The sequence below is a fragment of the Aeribacillus sp. SP014 genome, assembly GCF_054055575.1.
In genome coordinates this window covers 445,693-463,864 of the sequence record NZ_JBSRXI010000001.1, presented here as the reverse complement: position 1 = coordinate 463,864, position 18,172 = coordinate 445,693, and the positions used below count along the sequence as shown (strand labels likewise).

The following is an 18,172-nucleotide window of genomic DNA, read 5'->3' as shown; positions in this document are numbered from 1 at the left end:
TGAAAATACATTATTCAGTTTTCACTTTTTCAGCATACTCCCTGACGATATCGAAGTTACTGTCTTTCGATTCTATGTAGCCTTCATGCGTGTAAATGTCTTTTATAATCGCATGCCCTTCTTCGTCTTTTCCAATATCAATGAAAGCTTGCTTGATTTTTTCAACCCATTCTGAATTCATGTCGGAACGGACGGAAATCGTATCGTTCGGAATCGGTTCTGTAAACTCAATGACTTTCGTATCTTCGAAAACAGTTGGGTAATCTCCTGCTACGGTATTGCGGGCATCTTGGAAAACAACCGCACAATCGACATCACCGTTCAAAACAGAAATAATTGCTTGGTCGTGCCCTTTTACTGTTATTCCTTGTACATCTTTTAATGGATCAATCCCATTATCCATCAGCGTTGCGGCCGGCCAAACATAACCTGCAGATGAAGTGACATCTTGAAAAGCGATTTTCTTTCCTTTTAAATCTTTCACACTAGTAATACCAGAATCTTTTTTCACTACGAAAATTGATTTGTAATTGTCTACTAGTTCATCTGTTGGCTGCCCGGTCTCATCATCCACTCCGTAACGTTGCGCTTGAAGAATTACTTCAGCAGCTCCTCTTTCTTTCGCCAGCACATAAGCATTTGGCGGCAAAAATCCTACATCTACTTTTTTGGATTCCATTGCTTCAACAATGGTATTATAGTTCGTTGAAACACTTACCTCTACAGGTATACCCAAACGATCTCCCAATAACTTTTCAAGCGGCTTTGCTTTGGCCTCCAATGTATCTGCATTTTGAGAAGGTACAAATTGTACAGAAAGGGTTTCCGGAATATATCCATCTGATTCTTTGCTGCTATTAGTTTGTTGGGAATTGCTGGATTCCCCGCATCCGCTGATGACCACCGCTGTTAAAGCTAGTATTGTTCCAAAAGCTACTAATTTTTTAAACATATTAATTTCCCCCATATCTTTTTGAAAATCTAATTTCCATTTTAACACCAAATTTTTGATTATTTGTAAATTTTGTTACAAAATATCACGAATATTTTGTTAACTTTGTAAATTATTTCTTTCCATTCAATTATCTATTTTATTTTTACAACGATTTGTTATGATGAAAAAAAAGAAGGAGGAAAATAATGGAGAAGGAAACTACGATTCATCTGCTTGTAACCAGCGATCTTCACGGCTACATTTACCCGACCAATTACAGAGACAAAGAAGAACAAAATTTCGGACTGGCTAAAATAGCCACGATTATAAAAGAAAAAAGAAAAAAAGGCAATGTACTTTTACTTGATAATGGAGACTTGATTCAAGGAAGCCCGTTGACTTATTACCATGCAAAAAACAGACCCGACAGTGAAAATCCGATGATTCAAGTTATGAATGATCTCCAATATGATGCATGCGTATTGGGAAATCATGAATTTAATTATGGACGAAGTTATTTACAAAAGGCGATTGATCAATCAGCTTTTCCTTGGCTGTCCGCTAATATCTTGAAGCAAACAACAGGAGAGCCCGCTTTTGGAACACCTTATCTCGTCAAGGTATTGGACGGAGTCAAAATTGCTGTACTTGGTATAACCACTCATTTCATCCCTAATTGGGAAGAGCCGCGAAATATTGAGGGACTTGTTTTCAAAGATGCATTGCAAACGGCTAAATTATGGGTGAGCGATATTCGCCAAAAAGAAAAACCAGATGTGATGATCGTCTCATATCATGGGGGATTTGAAAGAGATCTACAAACTGGAGAGCCTATAGAACAGCTGACAGGAGAAAACCAAGCATACCAAATGTGCCAAGAACTAGAGGGTGTTGATATTTTAATCACAGGCCATCAGCACCGCCCACTCGCAGATAAACTAAACGGCATCACAATCATTCAGCCAAGCCATCTGGGGCAATTTTTGGGTGAAGTGACGATGAAAGTTAGACAGAAGGTAAATGGAAACAGCCCCGCAATCGTTAGTCATTCCAACTTAATCAAAATTGATGAAAAAATGGAAGCGAATCAAGATGTTTTGGCATTGATATCCGATATTGAACAAGAAACGCAAAAATGGCTGGATCAGCCGATCGGAACCGTTATTGGTGACATGACCGTATCTGATCCATTGAAGAACCGATTACAAGACAATCCTTTTATAGAATTTATCAATAAGGTGCAAATGGAAACAGCCAAAGTTGATATTTCTGCCACTGCCTTATTCAATAATGACTTGCCTGGATTCAAACAACATGTTACAATGCGCGATATTGTTTCCAATTATATTTATCCGAACACATTAACTGTCATCCGCATCAGCGGCCAAGATATTAAAGATGCTTTAGAGCAAAGCGCCAAGTATTTTACGGTTCAAAACGGAACAATCTCTGTCAATCCCGCTTTCTTATATCCTAAACCGCAGCATTACAATTATGATATGTGGGAAGGAATTGAATACGAATTAAAAATCTCTAATCCAGTTGGCCAACGAGTTGTGAAGCTAAATTATCACGGCAGCCCATTGGAGCTTGACAAAGAATATGATGTCGTCATGAACAGCTACCGCGCTGGTGGAACAGGCAATTTTGATATGTTTAAAGAAAAACCGATCGTTAAAAATATCCCCATCGACATGACCGAACTCATTGCCAACTACATATTAGAGCACAAAACTATCATCGCAGCTTGCAATCATAATTGGAGGGTAGTTTTATAGTAGTAAAAGCATTTTCCGATTTGCCCGCTTTTTATTTAAAACAAATGCCACTAATAGGTATCAAAGAATACTTGTCCAAATATCACAAAGGCTTACAGCAACAAAAAGTCATTAATAACAAATTTGATATCAACGATGATTATATAAAAATGATTTTTTCGTTATGAAAATGTGAAGCGTTTTATTCGCACACATCAAAAAAGAAGATTTAGGATTTTCCTAATCTTCTTTTTGCATGAAAGTATATTTCACCATTCCCCTGAACAGGACATGGATTATTTAAGCAGCTGTCTTAACTCTTCGGTCATTTGTTCAACCAATTCAGGTCTGCCATGAAACTGAGCTGGAGTATTTTGAAAAAGCTGAATACGCCAAATTCCTTCCGTTTTCACTGCAACAAGTGTATGATGAGTGTTCACATCAGGATTTAAATCGGACTGGCCGTGAGGAACCATACCGGCAATCGCTCGTAAAATAGCGATATCAGGAGCTAGAAACCGGACATTTTTCACTTTGCTGACAAATTTAGCTGTCTGGTGGTGTTCAAAGACGGACTGGAGATGTGCGAATATTTCATCGCGTCCAATCGACTGACTGCCATCGAAACCAATGCTTTCGCCATCCTTAGTAAACAGATCCGTCATTCCGCTAGCAGTTCGATTGTTCCACGCCATTGATTAGTTGCTGGTACAGCTCTTGAACTTCATTTATTTGAGAATTTTCCATCGTTTATCACTCCGAAATGTAATTCTTTGTTCTATGATAGCCAATCAACTGAAAAATTTTTTTTATAAAATGTTGCCGATTTAATATTTACGTGCAGTTTTTTCTTTTGAAACCTCTGCTTTGAAACGCTGAGACGAATGATCAAAAGCATTTTTTATAGAAGCTTGACAGCGTATAATACTTCAAAATGAAAATTTTCTTCTTTTTTCACTTCAAACGGCATTTATTTGATGTGCAATCACTTTAAAAGGGCATTATTTTTCCTTCTGTTATTGTAAGAATATGTTTGTTCTTCAATTAATCTGTTGGAAATGAATGCCTGCGACAGTCTGCAAATACCTTCCGATCCTCTAAAGCCACTACATAATCAGCAAACAATCATTCTTGCAATCATATTGCCATTCATTTACTGGGAGTGTTGCTACTGACGGCTCTTTTTTTCTATTTCCATACTGCTGCATATTTTTTTTGATATTTCGGATCTTCTTCCTTTTCAATTAAATCGAAGGCAAGCTGCTTGATCGCTTCATCCTGCACTTTATCATACAAGTTTCGCAGCCCTTGAATAATATCGAACCGAATAAGTGTCGCATGTTTTTCGTCAACACAGTTGTCAAACCGAGCTGCCAAATGACGGATAACCATCTCTTTTTGCTTTTCCCCAGCTAAACCAATCCTCCAAATAGCCTGCAAACTATGTCTGGCAGTTACAAACTTTTTATCATAGGTTACTTCCCAAACTTGAGGAAAATCCTCCAACATTCGCTGTTCGGGATCGCTGATCGCTAAGCGGCTTAAAAACTGAGCAGCACGCGAGCGCTTATGAGGGTCTTTACTTGTCAGCTCTTCCTTCAGCTGATCCCATACTTCATACGCCCAATCGACTTCTTCTTCAGTGATCTTCATAATGCTGCTGTACGCTTCGTACTGCGCATTTTTATCACTTGACTGCAATTCCGCAAAATAATGCTTCGTTCGTTCATCCACTATTTATCGCCCCAGTCATGCCTTATTATGTTTGATTTTACCTTAGGCAAAAGTGAATAGGCAATGGCTGCAATATGTAAATACCGAACGATCATATCGGAGGTACAGATCCAAAAAGCCGAAGTTTGATATGGAAACTGGCTCATATTCCATGTGAAAGCAAGTTTAAAATATTAGTAGAGCGAGCATGAAAAAAAGCCGCTGTATCACCAATAATTGGCGTTCAAGCAGCTTTTTTCAATTACTTATTTAAACGGATTTTTCCATTCCATTAGAACAGCATAGTTACGGGATTCCTCATCCTCCAAATAATTAGCCACAATTCCAAGAGGCGTCCGTCCGCAACGGAGAAGGAATGAAATAACCGGGTCTTTTAAATTTCCGCTGACGACAGCATCGACATATTGTTCAGCTGACATCTCATCCGCATATTTATAATATCCCGGCATTCTGCCGCCGCCGAGCAAGCGATCCAATCCTTTATGGACAACTACTTCGTACATTGATTGCATAAGCCATTTTCCTAAATCCAGCTTTCTGTGGGACGGACGGATGCAAATATCCACAATATATAAAGTGTTGCCATTCGGATCATGGTTACGGATATAGCCGTTGTCCGTTATCTCTTCCCAAGTATGATCAGGATGGGCGGGATCAAAATTCACGATTAAAGATGTCATCGATCCTGCTAACGTTCCTTCTACCTCAACACATAAAGCGCCTTCCTGAAACAATGTCACGTGATTCGTTAATTGCTCTTTATTCCACCAAAGTTCTGATGGAAAAGGCGGCGGAAAGCTTTCCTTTTGAATTTCAATTAATTCATCAAAATCTGCTTCATTATAATTCCTTATCACCACTTCGACATTGCGACCTTGATTATTCAGATAAAATCTCTTTCTGTAACGGCTCATCTCCATTCCCCTTTCGTCCATGAACACTTAAATCAGGATACAAATCAAAGCGGCGGTCTCTCCAAGTGGTGACAGATCCGTTTTCTCTCACTTTGTATAAGAGAGATAAATCAAGATCCGCCGTAATAATCATATCGTGGTTTATTTCCCCCTCCATCAAGATCCCGTTTTTCGGAAATGGGATGTCGTTCGGAGTAATGACCGCTGCCTGGCCAAAATTTGCCCTCATAAAATCAACGGTAGGAAGCGAACCTACTGTCCCTGTTGTCACCACATAGATTTGATTTTCAATCGTTCTGGCGTGGCTTGTATACCGCACTCGTTGAAATCCGTGGCGGTCATCTGTACAAGACGGACAGAACACAACGTCAGCTCCCATTCCTCGTACAATTCGAACGATTTCTGGAAATTCGATATCATAACAAGTCAACATGGCAATTTTTCCTTTTTCGGTCTCAAATATTTGAACCGTTTCTCCGGGAGTCAGATGCCATTCTTTCACTTCCGTCGGCGTCAAGTGAAGCTTCGCTTGTTCAGCTATCCGGCCATCGGGATAAAATAAATGGGCTGTATTATACAATCGTCCCTCTTTTTCGATAATATGAGTGCCTCCAATAATATGCATGCCCGTTTCTTTAGCAAGCGATGTAAATAGTGAATAATATCGGTCCGTATAATGAGGTAAATTTTGAATCGTCTGCTTTTGATTCGGAATGGACAGCAATTGAGTCGTAAAAAATTCAGGAAAAAGAACAAAATCAGCATCAAACTCTTCTGCGGTTTTCACATAATGCGTTACTTGGTTTGCAAAATCTTCAAAACTCCCGATGGAATGAAGATGATATTGAACAGCAGATACACGTATTTTCATGTAGCCTCTTTCCCTTCATCATAATCTGTTCCCCGCTTATTACTGAACAAAGTATAACATAAAACCAGTTTAATTTAATTTGCTAAATACAGTATAATAATTATGCAAAAGATAGTGAACGAAAATGAATTATCACGTGATATTACAATCTTCAGAAGACCGAAAAACTTTTGAACAGCCACACATTCAAAATGTGTTCTGGAAATTATACAAAACATCGAAAAAAACGAACCGCTGTTCTTTAAATCGACAGCACTATGGAATAGCGAAACGTTTAAAAAGATCAGAGGAAAAGTGTGGTGAAAGCATTGTTTAAAATTTTGCTGATTGAGGATGACACCACCCTGTTTCATGAAATAAAAGAACGGTTATTACAATGGTCTTATGATGTATACGGCATTACAGACTTCGGAAAAGTGATTGAAGAATTTACAGCCATCAAGCCTGATTTGGTCATCATTGATATTCAGCTGCCAAAGTTTGATGGATTTCATTGGTGCCGCACGATCCGCTCCCATTCAAATGTTCCGATTATTATTTTATCATCGCGGGATCACCCGACCGATATGGTGATGTCAATGCAGCTTGGAGCGGATGATTTTATACAAAAGCCGTTTCATTTCGAGGTGCTTATCGCAAAAATACAAGCAATTCTCCGCCGAGTATACAACTATAATACAGAACAAATGAAGCTGAAGGCATGGTGCGGGGCGACGGTCGATTATGAGAACAATACGGTCACAAATGATAAAGGAACAATTGAACTAACTAAAAATGAACTATTGATATTAAAGCATTTGCTTGAGAAGAAAAACAAAATCGTCAGCCGGACAGAATTAATCAAAAGCCTGTGGGAGGATGAGCGCTTTGTCAGCGATAATACCTTAACGGTCAATGTCAATCGTTTGCGAAAAAAATTGGATGAGCTCGGGTTGGGACGCTTTATTGAAACGAAAGTCGGCCAAGGCTACATGGCAAAGGAAGAGGCAGCCGTATATGATTAAAAAATATATTATTGAAAGAAAGAGCTGGATCCTTCTCTTTTTATTCATGCAGCTGTTTATCCTTTTTATTTCTTATCTTGATTCAACCATTTCATTAAAGTCCGTTCTCTATATTGTCTTTTTATTGATGATTATTTTTTTCATTTTTGTCATCATCCGCTACAATAAAGAAAACAAAGTTTTATAAAAGCTTGGAAGGATGGGAAAACAGCCTTGATTTAACAAGTATAGCGAATGCTGAAAGCCCTTTTGAAAAAATGATTGAACAGCGGATAATAAACCAAACGAAGCTTTTGAAACAAGAGGCTTCGCAAAATCGAATTGCGCTCGAGCAGGAAAAAGATGAATTGCTGTCATGGATTCATGAAGTTAAAACACCGCTGACAGCGATGCATTTAATCATTGAACGATTAGATGATGAAGTTATCAAAGCACAATTGACATATGAATGGCTGCGCATTCATCTGCTGCTTGACCAGCAGCTTCATCAAAAACGGATTCCTTTCATGGAAAATGATTTATATATTGAAAATGTTGCACTGGAACCACTCATTTTCAAAGAGATAAAAGCTTTGCAATCATGGTGTATGCAAAAAGGAATTGGGTTTGAGGTCGAGCTAGAGGCTGCTGAAGTGCTAAGCGATGCGAAATGGCTCGCCTTTATCATGAGACAGCTGTTAACAAATGCGGTAAAATACAGCGATTCATCCGATATCATCATTCAAAGCTATCGGCAAAATGATCAAACAATGATCAAAGTGAAGGATTTCGGCCGTGGCATTGACCCGAAGGATCTGCCGCGCATTTTTGACAAAGGCTTCACATCCACGACCGCACATCAGGACAATGCCTCAACAGGCATGGGATTATACTTGGCGAAAAAAGCCGCCGAAACATTGCTGATAGATATTAAAGTAGAGTCAAAGCTTGGAGAAGGAACGACTGTTACCTTAACCTTTCCAAAGAAAAATGAATTTGTCCGCATTACAAGCATGTGACAATTTTGTCACATGCTTTTTCATTTTGTTCGCTGAATCGAAGGAAAAATACAAGAAGGACGATTATGATAAAAATATCAAGGAGGGACGCGATATGTATATTTTAGAGGCAACAAAAATTTACAAAAGCTATGGAAACAAATTTAATAAACAAGAAGTGTTAAAGGGATTGGACATTCGTGTCGAAAAGGGAGAATTCGTCAGCATCATGGGGGCATCCGGCTCAGGGAAAACGACATTGCTCAATGTTCTATCCTCTATTGATCAAGTCAGCCAAGGAACGATCAAAATAGAAGGAAAAGACATTGTAAGCATGAAAGAAAAACAACTGGCTGAATTCCGCAAAAGACATTTAGGATTCATCTTTCAAGAATACAATTTGCTCGATACACTGACAGTGAAAGAAAACGTCCTGCTGCCTTTATCCATTACAAAAACAGCAAAAAAAGACGCGGAGCAAAAATTTAATGAACTAGCGACAGAACTAGGAATTTATGAGATCAAAGACAAATATCCGAATGAAATTTCCGGCGGCCAAAAACAGCGCACTTCAGCAGCAAGGGCATTTATTCATGAGCCGAGCATTATTTTTGCCGACGAACCAACAGGCGCCCTTGATTCAAAGTCGGCATCTGATCTATTAAACAAGCTGCAAAAATTAAATCAAAAACGAAAAGCCACCATTGTTATGGTCACCCACGATCCGGTTGCAGCAAGCTTCTCAAGCAGGGTCATTTTTATAAAAGACGGACAAATTTATACCCAATTAATAAAAGGGGAAGAAACAAGACAAACGTTCTTTCAGCATATTATGAAAACCCAAGGGGTATTAGGCGGGGTGCAAAATGAGCATTAATCAGCTGATTTTCCGTAATTTGAAAAAAAATCTGAAAAACTACTATTTATATGTATTTGCCTTAATGTTTACAGTAGCCCTTTATTTCGCGTTTGTCACATTGCAATATGATCCGTCAATGGATGCAACAAAAGGCTCGATTAAAGGGGCTGCTGCCATTCGAACTGCATCCGTATTATTGATTGTCATTGTGACTGTCTTTCTCTTGTATGCCAATAACATCTTCATTAAACGGCGCAGTAAAGAAATTGGCTTGCTTCAATTAATCGGCATGACAAAAGGGAAAATATTCCGCATTCTTACGGCTGAGAATTTTATCATTTATTTCAGCTCATTATTCATTGGAGTCTTTATTGGATTTTCCAGCTCCAAATTATTCATTATGATTTTGTTTAAAATTACCGGCGTCAATGCCATTGCAACGCTTACTTTTTCACCTAATGCTTTGATCCAAACAGTGATCGTTTTTAGTGCGATTTATCTTTGTATCATGCTGTTGAATTACGTATTTATTAAAAAGCAGAACATTTTATCTTTATTTAAAGTTGCTTCCACTACAGAAGTAAAAAAAGTATCCCTGTTGGAAATGATTATCGGGATTCTCGGCATATTCTTCATCATTATAGGCTACTATATTTCGTCTAAGTTATTTGGCGGCGATTTTACTACGATGAATGAGCTATTCCTTGCGATGATCTTTATACTAGGATCTGTTATTATCGGAACCTATTTATTTTATAAAGGGTCTGTCAGCTTTATTTTTTATCTCATTAGAAAAAAGAAGGATGGTTATTTAAATATTCATGAGGTACTATCTCTTTCATCGATTATGTTCCGAATGAAGTCAAATGCTTTATTATTAACGATCATTACAACCGTCTCTGCTCTTGCCATCGGATTGTTATCTTTAAGTTATATTTCCTACTATTCATCGGAAAAATCCGCTGAAAATTATGTCGCCGCCGATTTTGCTCTGACGAATGCGGAAGATGCAAAGCATTTTAAAGAAGCATTACATGCGCATCACATTCCATACAGTGAAAAAATGATTGATGTGATCCACGCAAACATCAATATGGAAAAAATATTAGATACAAAGCTGAAGGAATTGAAAGTTGACCCGGCATCCATGCCTCTCCCAATCATTAGTGACGACGATGTAGAAAAGATCAATCTGTCTCCAGATGAAACTCTTTTTGCAGGGTATAACGATATGATGCAGAAGTTTATGCCGCTGAAAAGTTCCGGTCAAATCGAATTAAAAGGCCGGCACGAAGTCATACCGCAAAAATATTTAGGTTTACAAAAGGAATACTACATTTCCTATTTTTTCACAGGCGGCGGCCTGCCTGTTGCCATTGTCGACGAAACGATATTTGACCGTTTACAAAAGGACATGGACATGAAACCGTCTGTTCATATAGGAATTGATATTCAAGATGAAGCTAAAATACAGGAAGCTAATGAAATCTTTCAAAAAACGACGTTTAGCGGCAATCATGATTCACGGCTCGCCATGAGCAGTAATCAAAAACGATCTATGGGGCTCAGCATGTTTATTGTCGGCTTTTTAGGTTTAACTTTTCTGATTACATCCGGCTGCATTCTTTATTTCAAACAAATGGATGAGAGCGAAGATGAAAAGCTAAATTATACCATTTTAAGAAAACTCGGCTTCACACAAGGCGACTTGCTCAAAGGAGTTCAAGCCAAACAAGCTTTTAATTTTGGGATTCCTTTGATCATCGGACTTTTCCACAGCTACTTTGCCGTTCAATCCGGATGGTTTTTATTCGGCACAGAGCTCTGGACGCCAATGATTCTCGTCATGCTGCTATATACAGCTTTGTATTCGATTTTCGGCTTTCTCTCCGTACTTTATTATAAAAAAGTAATAAAAGCGGCTCTTTAATATTAAGGAACTGTCCAAAAAGTCAGTATAAGTTGACTTTTGGGAACCCCCTCTTTATTTTTAAAAAAACCGCCCGTGTGAAAAACGGGTAGTTTGTTCAACTTTATAGAAAAATATAAGCCTCAGCTCCCCACAGGGTGTCTGAGGCTTATATTTCATTATATGAATAACCCCCGAAATCCTCCCAAATCTCAAACCGTAAAAAAATAAGAAAATCTGCACCGCTCGGCAATCAAGCTTTTATTTGGATACGACGGAAAAACGTTTATTAATGTGCTTACGGTTTTCAATTTCATCTACAAGTGCTATCGCATAGTCTCTATAACTGATGTAGCTTTGGCCTTCAGAGTTGACAGCAAGCACATCGCCTGAAACTTTATATTCACCTGTGCGCGGACCTTGCGGATCAAAAAATGCAGCTGGGCTAATATAAGTCCATTGAATCCCTTCAGAGTTTTCAAGATCTTGCAAATTTTGAGCTGAGCTTTTCGCTACCGGCAAATATTCTTTCGGAAAATCCGGCGTATCAAAGAGGCAGGTTGTTTTCGCTTCATCGACAAACAGGCTGCCCGCTCCGCCTACAACAATAAGCCGCGTATTAGGCGCTCCTTTCAAGGCATTGATTAATACTTTTCCTGCTTCCACATGTTTATGCTCTTCACCAGGTGCAGTGCCAAATGCATTTACAACAACATCAAAATCTTTTATATCCTCTGATGTAATATCGAAAATATCCTTTTCAACAGCTGGTACATCAGTCACTTTAGAAGCATTGCGGACAATAGCCGTAACATCATGTCCTCGTTCCTTAGCTTCCTTTACTATTAAACTTCCTGCTTTTCCCGTTGCACCAATAACGGCAATTTTCATAAACAATTTTCCTCCCTTTATGTAACTAATTCAGTTACAAATATATGTAACTATTATAGTTACAAATATAAATCCCTGTCAACTTATTGATTGAAGCTGTCATCCGGAAATCATTGCCTGCCAACCTGTTTGACAAAATTTCAAATTTGTCACTAAAATAGTGACAAATGGTGGTGGAAACTTATGATTAACAGCCGTTTAGCAGTGGCGATTCATATTATGATCTTAATAGCATCAAATCCCCTTGAGCATATGTCTTCAGAATTTATTGCCAAAAGCGTCAACACGAATCCCGTGGTGATCCGGCGAATTACAAGCATGCTCAAGAAAGCGGGACTATTAACTTCCCATGCCGGCAGAACCGGAGCAAAATTAACAAAAAACCCTGAAGACATAACACTTTTGGATATTTTTAAAGCGGTCGAACCGAAAGACGAATTATTCGCCATTCACGAAAATCCGAACCCCAATTGTCCCGTTGGAAAAAACATTCAATCCGCCCTGGACAGCACATTTACGCGCGTTCAAAAAGCGATGGAAGACGAGCTGGCCAGCCAATCCCTAAAAGACGTAATGGGCCATTTCTTACAATAAGAATGGCCCATAAAAAATGAAGCTGTAGTTATTTCCTCTTTTTCGGCACTTATGACCGTTTCGCTGTTTTGAATAAGGTGAATGATTCATTTTTACTTTCATAAGTTTGCACGCATGCAGGGAATCTTTGAAATCGATTTTATTCCTCCATCAAGTGCTTGATTTCAAAATAAAAAGCATGGATAAATTTTTTCGTATTGATTCGTATAGACGATGCAGCTGCAGGCCGATCGGCTTTTAATTCCTCCATTTTTTGACGAACAGCAGTGAAATCAAAAAATTTGGATGAGTAATTTTCAAACTTTGGATGGATGAAGTCTGTGAGCCCAAGTGACGCTAAGTTGTTCAAGGAATGATAGATCGCCCTCCGCACACGTTGTTCAGACGCTTTAATTTCCCTTTTCAGCTCCTCTTCACTGGCTGCTTCTCCAAGCTTCTTCAACGCAATATTTCTAAATATCTCCTTTAATGAAGGAAATCCGCCGGCAAATGTTTTCTCTTGTTCGTAATCATATAAAAACTGCATGATTTCAATGAGATCTTTACTGCCGCTTTCTCCGGCAATGCCTAGTTCTGAAAGGAGGAATCGTGCACTGGCAGAAAGAGAATTTTCTTTATAAGGATTTACATTTTGCTTTAGAAGATGATCAACGTTCATAACGCTATATAAAGAGTGATGGATATCCTGAATGGTTTTTTCCAAACGTATATGACCCATCACCTTCTTTAAGATTGACAATACTTCAATTTTATTAATCGGCTTCGTTATATAGTTTTCGATTCCGTATTCATAAGCTTGGCCGATCATATCCTTTGATTCCACCTGCGATATCATAACAATTTTCCCTTTAAAAATCGGCTTGATTTTCTTAATCGTTTCAATGCCGTCCTGAACGGGCATTAACAGGTCAACTAATAAAATATCGACTTTCTTCAAATTTAAAAATTCACCGCTAACATCAGCACCGTCTGCTGCTTCACCGACGACTTCACCAAGTTCCTCGTCTTCAATGATATGCCATAGCATAGTACGAATTGACTCATCGTCATCTATTATAAAAAACCTCATAAAATCACCTTTTCTGGGTTAAATTTCCAATTGGCAGACGAACGATAAATGTTGCCCCTTTGCTATCTTCCTGATGATCAATCATTACTTCCCCGTTAAGCTTTTCTGCCAATTCTTTCACATATGAAAGCCCAATACCTGTTGATGAATTGCCCGTGCTGTCGAATTTCAAGGTGAATCCTGGTTTAAAAATAATATCTTTATATTGATCGGGAATTCCGGGACCATCATCATGAACGCGTATTTGGAGCCAATCACTTTCCCGCTCCACTGCAATCTCAATGCTGCCAGTTCCTTTGATGGCCTCCACTGCGTTAGCGACAAGGTTATTCACAATGGAAATAAACGTATACACATGATACTCAGGATGTGACCCATTATATGCAATACTGAATTCAATGTTTTTCCCCAACAGCTCAGCATACTTCTCATGTGTTCGAACAATGATTGATAAAAGTGATCGGACATCTAAATAATCAAGGGAGCTTTCTTCTGAAATTACTTTTGAAAGTCCAGACAAAATGCGTTGATTATCTTTTTTGATCTCATGAACCTCGCCGGCAATCCTCAAGGCATGCCGTGAAAGCTCCTCCAGCGACAGCCTTTTCTTCCCTTTCCTGATCTCCTGCAATTTTTGATACAGGTTGTAAGATTGCCTCGTAATTTCCTCAGCATCTTGAACGGATTTTTTTAATAGCACCGACTCTTCGTAAAGGTTCGATACCAGCATGATCATATGTTCATTGCGTTTTTGAATTTCCGCTTCCCTTAGCTTAGATTCATGCAATTTTATCATACTAAATAAACCGATCACAAAAAAACTTCGGAATATGGCAATAATCATAATTTTATTAAAGGCATCTAAAGTCATTACCGTTCCAATCATAATATTTTCAGCGAGTAGCTCGACAATCCCAGCTGCCAATTCTATCACAATCCCCAAAAGGCCGATCACCCATGGTCGATTGTAAAATCGGTGAATTCTTAAAACAGAAAAAACAAGCGCATACGTGAAGTAATAGAAAAAATAAGGGGAGTTTGTATGAATGGAAGCCATCCAATCAACAGATGTAAGGGATATCAAATCGAGAAGAACCCGAAATGTCACAATTGATAAGCCTGCAAGAACACCACATATAACAGCTGGTACCTTTCTCAGCCACAATAAAAAAATAAACAATGTTGGAGGTCCAAAACTCACCCGATAAACTTCATTAAATGGATAAAATTTAATTTCGCCAGCGAGCGGAACCAAAATGATCATTGCAACCAATAATTGAAGTTCTTTTTTTTCAAGAGAGTGCAAGTTCAATATTACCACAACCTTGTTATAATGGTTCCTCTTAAAAAATTGAATAAAAGTTAGAATGTTAAAAACGAAGTAAATAATCGATTTGTAGAATTTTGTAGATTTATCGTCTGATCTTGTAGTTTCAATTTTAAATTAGATGAGATAACTCGTAAGCGCTCTCGCAAACAACTCTACTAATTATTATAGCTTATTATTTTGACGAGTAATCATTTAAAAGATAATGATAATCAATTTTGTCATCCATTCGTTTTGGAGGCAATTATAAAAGAAAAGAGGTGCTATGATGAAAAGAATAAGCTTGGCTTGGCAAATTTTAATAGGTCTTGTACTAGGTATTGTTGTTGGTACTATTTTTTATGGTAACCCAGATGTTGCGAAATTTTTGCAGCCAATTGGGGATATATTTTTACGATTAATTAAAATGATCGTCATTCCAATTGTTATTTCCAGCTTAATTGTCGGTATTGCAAGTGTAGGTGATACAAAAAAGCTCGGAAAGCTTGGCGGAAAAACAATTTTGTATTTTGAAATTATTACAACTGTCGCCATTATTGTCGGACTTTTAGCAGCTAACATTTTTCAGCCTGGTTCCGGCGTCGATATGAGCTCATTAGAGAAAACAGATATTCATAGTTATGTCGATACGGCAGAAGCAGTTGAAAGCCACGGAATAGCTGATACATTTGTCAACATTGTTCCACCAAACATTTTCCAGGCATTTGTTGAAGGAAATATGCTGGCGATCATTTTCTTCTCTGTATTTTTCGGACTTGGAGTCACAGCCATCGGAGAGCGTGGAAAACCGATCATTGCCTTTTTCCAAGGTACAGCTGAAACGATGTTCTGGGTGACGAACCAAGTGATGAAATTTGCACCATTTGGTGTGTTTGCCCTTATCGGTGTGACTGTGTCTAAATTCGGTATCGAATCATTGGTGCCGTTGGGTAAATTAGTAATTGTCGGCTATGCAACAATGTTATTCTTCGTTGTCGTCATTCTTGGATTTGTTGCAAAATTAGTCGGTCTAAACATTTTTCACATCATCCGTTTACTTAAAGAAGAGCTTATCCTTGCCTATTCAACCTCAAGCTCAGAAACAGTTATGCCAAGAATAATGGAGAAAATGGAGAAATTCGGATGCCCAAAATCCATTACAGCATTTGTCATTCCAACAGGTTATTCCTTTAACTTAGATGGTTCAACCTTATACCAAGCATTAGCAGCACTGTTTATAGCACAAATGTATGGCATTGATTTGTCCATCGCTGATCAAATTTCATTGGTGCTAGTATTAATGTTGACCTCAAAAGGAATTGCAGGCGTTCCAGGCGTTTCATTTGTTGTACTGTTGGCTACGCTGGGAGCAGTAGGCATCCCGCCTGAAGGTCTTGCATTTATCGCAGGTATTGACCGTATTCTCGATATGGCTAGAACAGTGGTCAATGTCATTGGAAATTCATTAGCCGCTGTCGTTATGTCTAAATGGGAAGGTCAGTTCGATGTTGAAAAAGCTATTTCATATATCAATTCTTTTAAAAATAATAAGCAATCCGCAGCTTAATATAACCGATATAATTCCAAAAACTTTGCAATCAAAACATACTAACATTAGTAGTACAGACCTAGGCCAAGGTTTGTGCTACTATTTTTTTATAGTAGAAGTGAAGGAAGGTCGAACATCCCCTGGGACCAAATAGAGTCCGTATTAAAAACAGACCAACTTCACATCCTTATTTGAATCAGTTTAGTATGTTGGGTCCGAAGAGACCGTGTATAAGAAAATGGAATCAATAAGGCAATGTGAAGAACTTCTATGTTTGGCTAAAAAGGAGAGGCAGAAAATATGAAACACGTAGTGGCATTTGATGTCAGTATGGGGAAAAGTACAATGGTCATTTATGACCGTTATCGTCAATGCGAATATGAGGGTGAAATAACCCATAACCGCTACTCTTTCGAGAAATTAAACGAAACCCTTATATCTTTAACACAAAAAGATGCACAGGCACCTGATATTGTCTTTGAAGCAACAGGCGTATATTCAAAACCACTAGAACGATTCTTAGGTGATCAAGGTTATATGTATTATCGAGTTAACCCACTCGAAGCGAATATTCAAATGGCTTCAATGAGGAGACAAAAAACAGATAAAAGCGACGCTCATGAACTTGCGAAAACTCACTTTAGAGTTGAACGTGAACAAACTTATCAAGAAGGGGAATATTATAAACAAATGCGTGCAATGACGAGATATTATGATGAATTAAGTAGTGAAATGACGCATTTATATAGTCGTTTACATGCGATTCTACAATTGAGTTTTCCCGAGTTAGAAAAGCTATTCAGTAAACGTTCTGCTTTATTTTTGAATGTCGTTCAATTATACCCTCATCCGGATCATGTGTTAGTTTGTTCAAAAACAGTGATTCGTAATCGTTTAAAAGCCAACACAAGAAAAAACTTATCATTGGCACGTGCTGAAGAAAAAGGGATCGCTTTAATCGAAGCAGCAAAAGAAGCGTATCCAGCAATTTCAAAAGATGATATTCGCTGTGAACAAGTGCGGGATTATGCCAAACGGATTGCAGACTTGAAGGAGAAAAGAGATCAACTTGTCCAAAAGATGGTTAAATTATCGAAAGATAAACAAGAGTATCAGATTTTAATTTCATTTCCAGGAATCGGAGAAACGACTGCAGTTCGTTTAATTGGAGAATTAGGAGATATTCGACGATTCAAAAACCATAAACAACTGAATGCTTACGTCGGTATTGATATTATGAGATATCAATCTGGGAATACCTTTTATAAAGACAAGATTAATAAAAGAGGAAATAACAAACTTAGAAAGATTCTATTTTACATGATCCAGACCATGATCCAACTACGGAAAAACACACAAAATCATATTGTAGATTATTATGATAAATTAAAAACGCAACCCCAGAGGAAACCTCATAAAGTTGCGTCCATAGCATGCGTGAATAAGTTCTTGAAATCGGCTTATCACCTTATCACACATAATCTGAAATACGATTACGAAAAGGCAACAATGCATCAGTAATCGTAAGTAAGATTATATCACAAAGACCTGACGAAAAAAATGGAAATCGTGAGGTCTATTTGTCATGCGAAAATTTATTTTGGAAGGAAGGGGTCCCCCTTCCTTCCAAAATAAAATCTATATTAACCAAATTATTTAATAAAAAATACTTGACTAGAGGTAAGAAAAGGGGGTGTCTAATAAGTCGTTTTTACGGCTTATTAGACACCCCATGAATGCTTTAGAAACGTTGATATATCGGTGTTTATGATTTTTTGTTTTCAATGGCGATTTGACTTTCTAA

Annotated in this window: 14 protein-coding genes and 2 pseudogenes; 8 read left to right on the top strand and 8 right to left on the bottom strand. The window is 38.1% G+C overall.

Features of this window, described 5'->3' with window-relative positions:
- Nucleotides 1-10: 10 nt before the first annotated feature.
- Nucleotides 11-952: a phosphate/phosphite/phosphonate ABC transporter substrate-binding protein gene (locus ACVIJU_RS02420; RefSeq protein ID WP_082830382.1), complete on the bottom strand. Its 942-nt coding sequence runs from the start codon at nucleotides 950-952 to the stop codon at nucleotides 11-13.
- A gap of 188 nt (nucleotides 953-1,140) precedes the next feature.
- Between ACVIJU_RS02420 and ACVIJU_RS02415 the strand changes: the two genes are divergently transcribed.
- Nucleotides 1,141-2,712 carry a bifunctional metallophosphatase/5'-nucleotidase gene (locus tag ACVIJU_RS02415; protein WP_063389117.1) on the top strand — a complete coding sequence of 524 codons (1,572 nt, stop codon included), beginning with the start codon at nucleotides 1,141-1,143 and terminating at the stop codon, nucleotides 2,710-2,712.
- A 275-nt stretch (nucleotides 2,713-2,987) separates the two neighbouring features.
- Here ACVIJU_RS02415 and ACVIJU_RS02410 read toward each other — a convergent pair.
- The 4 genes and pseudogenes from ACVIJU_RS02410 to ACVIJU_RS02395 form a co-directional block, all read right to left on the bottom strand.
- A pseudogene (locus ACVIJU_RS02410) lies at nucleotides 2,988-3,438 on the bottom strand (SgcJ/EcaC family oxidoreductase).
- Between the two features lie 441 nt (nucleotides 3,439-3,879).
- Entirely contained in the window at nucleotides 3,880-4,425 is a 546-nt protein-coding gene (locus ACVIJU_RS02405) for a hypothetical protein (protein ID WP_063389119.1), read from the bottom strand.
- Nucleotides 4,426-4,670: 245 nt separating this feature from the next.
- Nucleotides 4,671-5,339 (bottom strand): GNAT family N-acetyltransferase, encoded by a 669-nt coding sequence (locus ACVIJU_RS02400; RefSeq protein WP_235600487.1) that lies wholly within the window; start codon nucleotides 5,337-5,339, stop codon nucleotides 4,671-4,673.
- Nucleotides 5,305-6,210 carry a carbon-nitrogen hydrolase family protein gene (locus tag ACVIJU_RS02395; RefSeq protein ID WP_063389120.1) on the bottom strand — a complete coding sequence of 302 codons (906 nt, stop codon included), beginning with the start codon at nucleotides 6,208-6,210 and terminating at the stop codon, nucleotides 5,305-5,307. The genes ACVIJU_RS02400 and ACVIJU_RS02395 overlap by 35 nt, the downstream gene beginning before the upstream one ends.
- Before the next feature lie 308 nt (nucleotides 6,211-6,518).
- Between ACVIJU_RS02395 and ACVIJU_RS02390 the strand changes: the two genes are divergently transcribed.
- From ACVIJU_RS02390 to ACVIJU_RS02375, 4 genes and pseudogenes are all read left to right on the top strand, one after another.
- Nucleotides 6,519-7,214: a response regulator transcription factor gene (locus ACVIJU_RS02390; RefSeq protein WP_063389136.1), complete on the top strand. Its 696-nt coding sequence runs from the start codon at nucleotides 6,519-6,521 to the stop codon at nucleotides 7,212-7,214.
- Nucleotides 7,207-8,212, top strand: a pseudogene (locus ACVIJU_RS02385) (sensor histidine kinase). The gene ACVIJU_RS02390 and the pseudogene ACVIJU_RS02385 overlap by 8 nt, the downstream one beginning before the upstream one ends.
- A gap of 94 nt (nucleotides 8,213-8,306) precedes the next feature.
- Nucleotides 8,307-9,068, top strand: coding sequence for an ABC transporter ATP-binding protein (locus tag ACVIJU_RS02380; RefSeq protein WP_117016894.1), 762 nt, complete (start codon nucleotides 8,307-8,309; stop codon nucleotides 9,066-9,068).
- Nucleotides 9,058-10,980: an ABC transporter permease gene (locus ACVIJU_RS02375; protein WP_066251461.1), complete on the top strand. Its 1,923-nt coding sequence runs from the start codon at nucleotides 9,058-9,060 to the stop codon at nucleotides 10,978-10,980. Before ACVIJU_RS02380 ends, ACVIJU_RS02375 begins: the two co-directional genes overlap by 11 nt.
- 240 nt (nucleotides 10,981-11,220) lie before the next feature.
- Here the strand turns inward: ACVIJU_RS02375 and ACVIJU_RS02370 are convergent, their stop codons facing one another.
- A complete protein-coding gene (locus ACVIJU_RS02370) occupies nucleotides 11,221-11,850 on the bottom strand; it encodes an NAD(P)-dependent oxidoreductase (protein ID WP_341343326.1) in 630 nt (209 codons plus the stop codon).
- Between the two features lie 183 nt (nucleotides 11,851-12,033).
- Here ACVIJU_RS02370 and ACVIJU_RS02365 point away from each other — a divergent pair, with 183 nt between their 5' ends.
- The gene (locus ACVIJU_RS02365; protein WP_327848286.1) at nucleotides 12,034-12,444 is read left to right on the top strand and encodes an Rrf2 family transcriptional regulator; all 411 of its coding nucleotides are present in this window, start codon (nucleotides 12,034-12,036) and stop codon (nucleotides 12,442-12,444) included.
- Between the two features lie 139 nt (nucleotides 12,445-12,583).
- Here the strand turns inward: ACVIJU_RS02365 and ACVIJU_RS02360 are convergent, their stop codons facing one another.
- Complete coding sequence (locus ACVIJU_RS02360; RefSeq protein WP_339193666.1) at nucleotides 12,584-13,513, bottom strand: response regulator; 930 nt, start codon at nucleotides 13,511-13,513, stop codon at nucleotides 12,584-12,586.
- Between the two features lie 4 nt (nucleotides 13,514-13,517).
- Nucleotides 13,518-14,825, bottom strand: a complete 1,308-nt coding sequence (locus ACVIJU_RS02355; RefSeq protein WP_456687202.1) for a sensor histidine kinase — start codon at nucleotides 14,823-14,825, stop codon at nucleotides 13,518-13,520.
- A gap of 283 nt (nucleotides 14,826-15,108) precedes the next feature.
- Between ACVIJU_RS02355 and ACVIJU_RS02350 the strand changes: the two genes are divergently transcribed.
- Both ACVIJU_RS02350 and ACVIJU_RS02345 read left to right on the top strand, forming a co-directional pair.
- A complete protein-coding gene (locus ACVIJU_RS02350; RefSeq protein WP_063388282.1) occupies nucleotides 15,109-16,386 on the top strand; it encodes a cation:dicarboxylate symporter family transporter in 1,278 nt (425 codons plus the stop codon).
- Nucleotides 16,387-16,668: 282 nt separating this feature from the next.
- Nucleotides 16,669-17,889: an IS110 family RNA-guided transposase gene (locus ACVIJU_RS02345; RefSeq protein WP_063388609.1), complete on the top strand. Its 1,221-nt coding sequence runs from the start codon at nucleotides 16,669-16,671 to the stop codon at nucleotides 17,887-17,889.
- The last annotated feature ends 283 nt before the right edge of the window (nucleotides 17,890-18,172 follow it).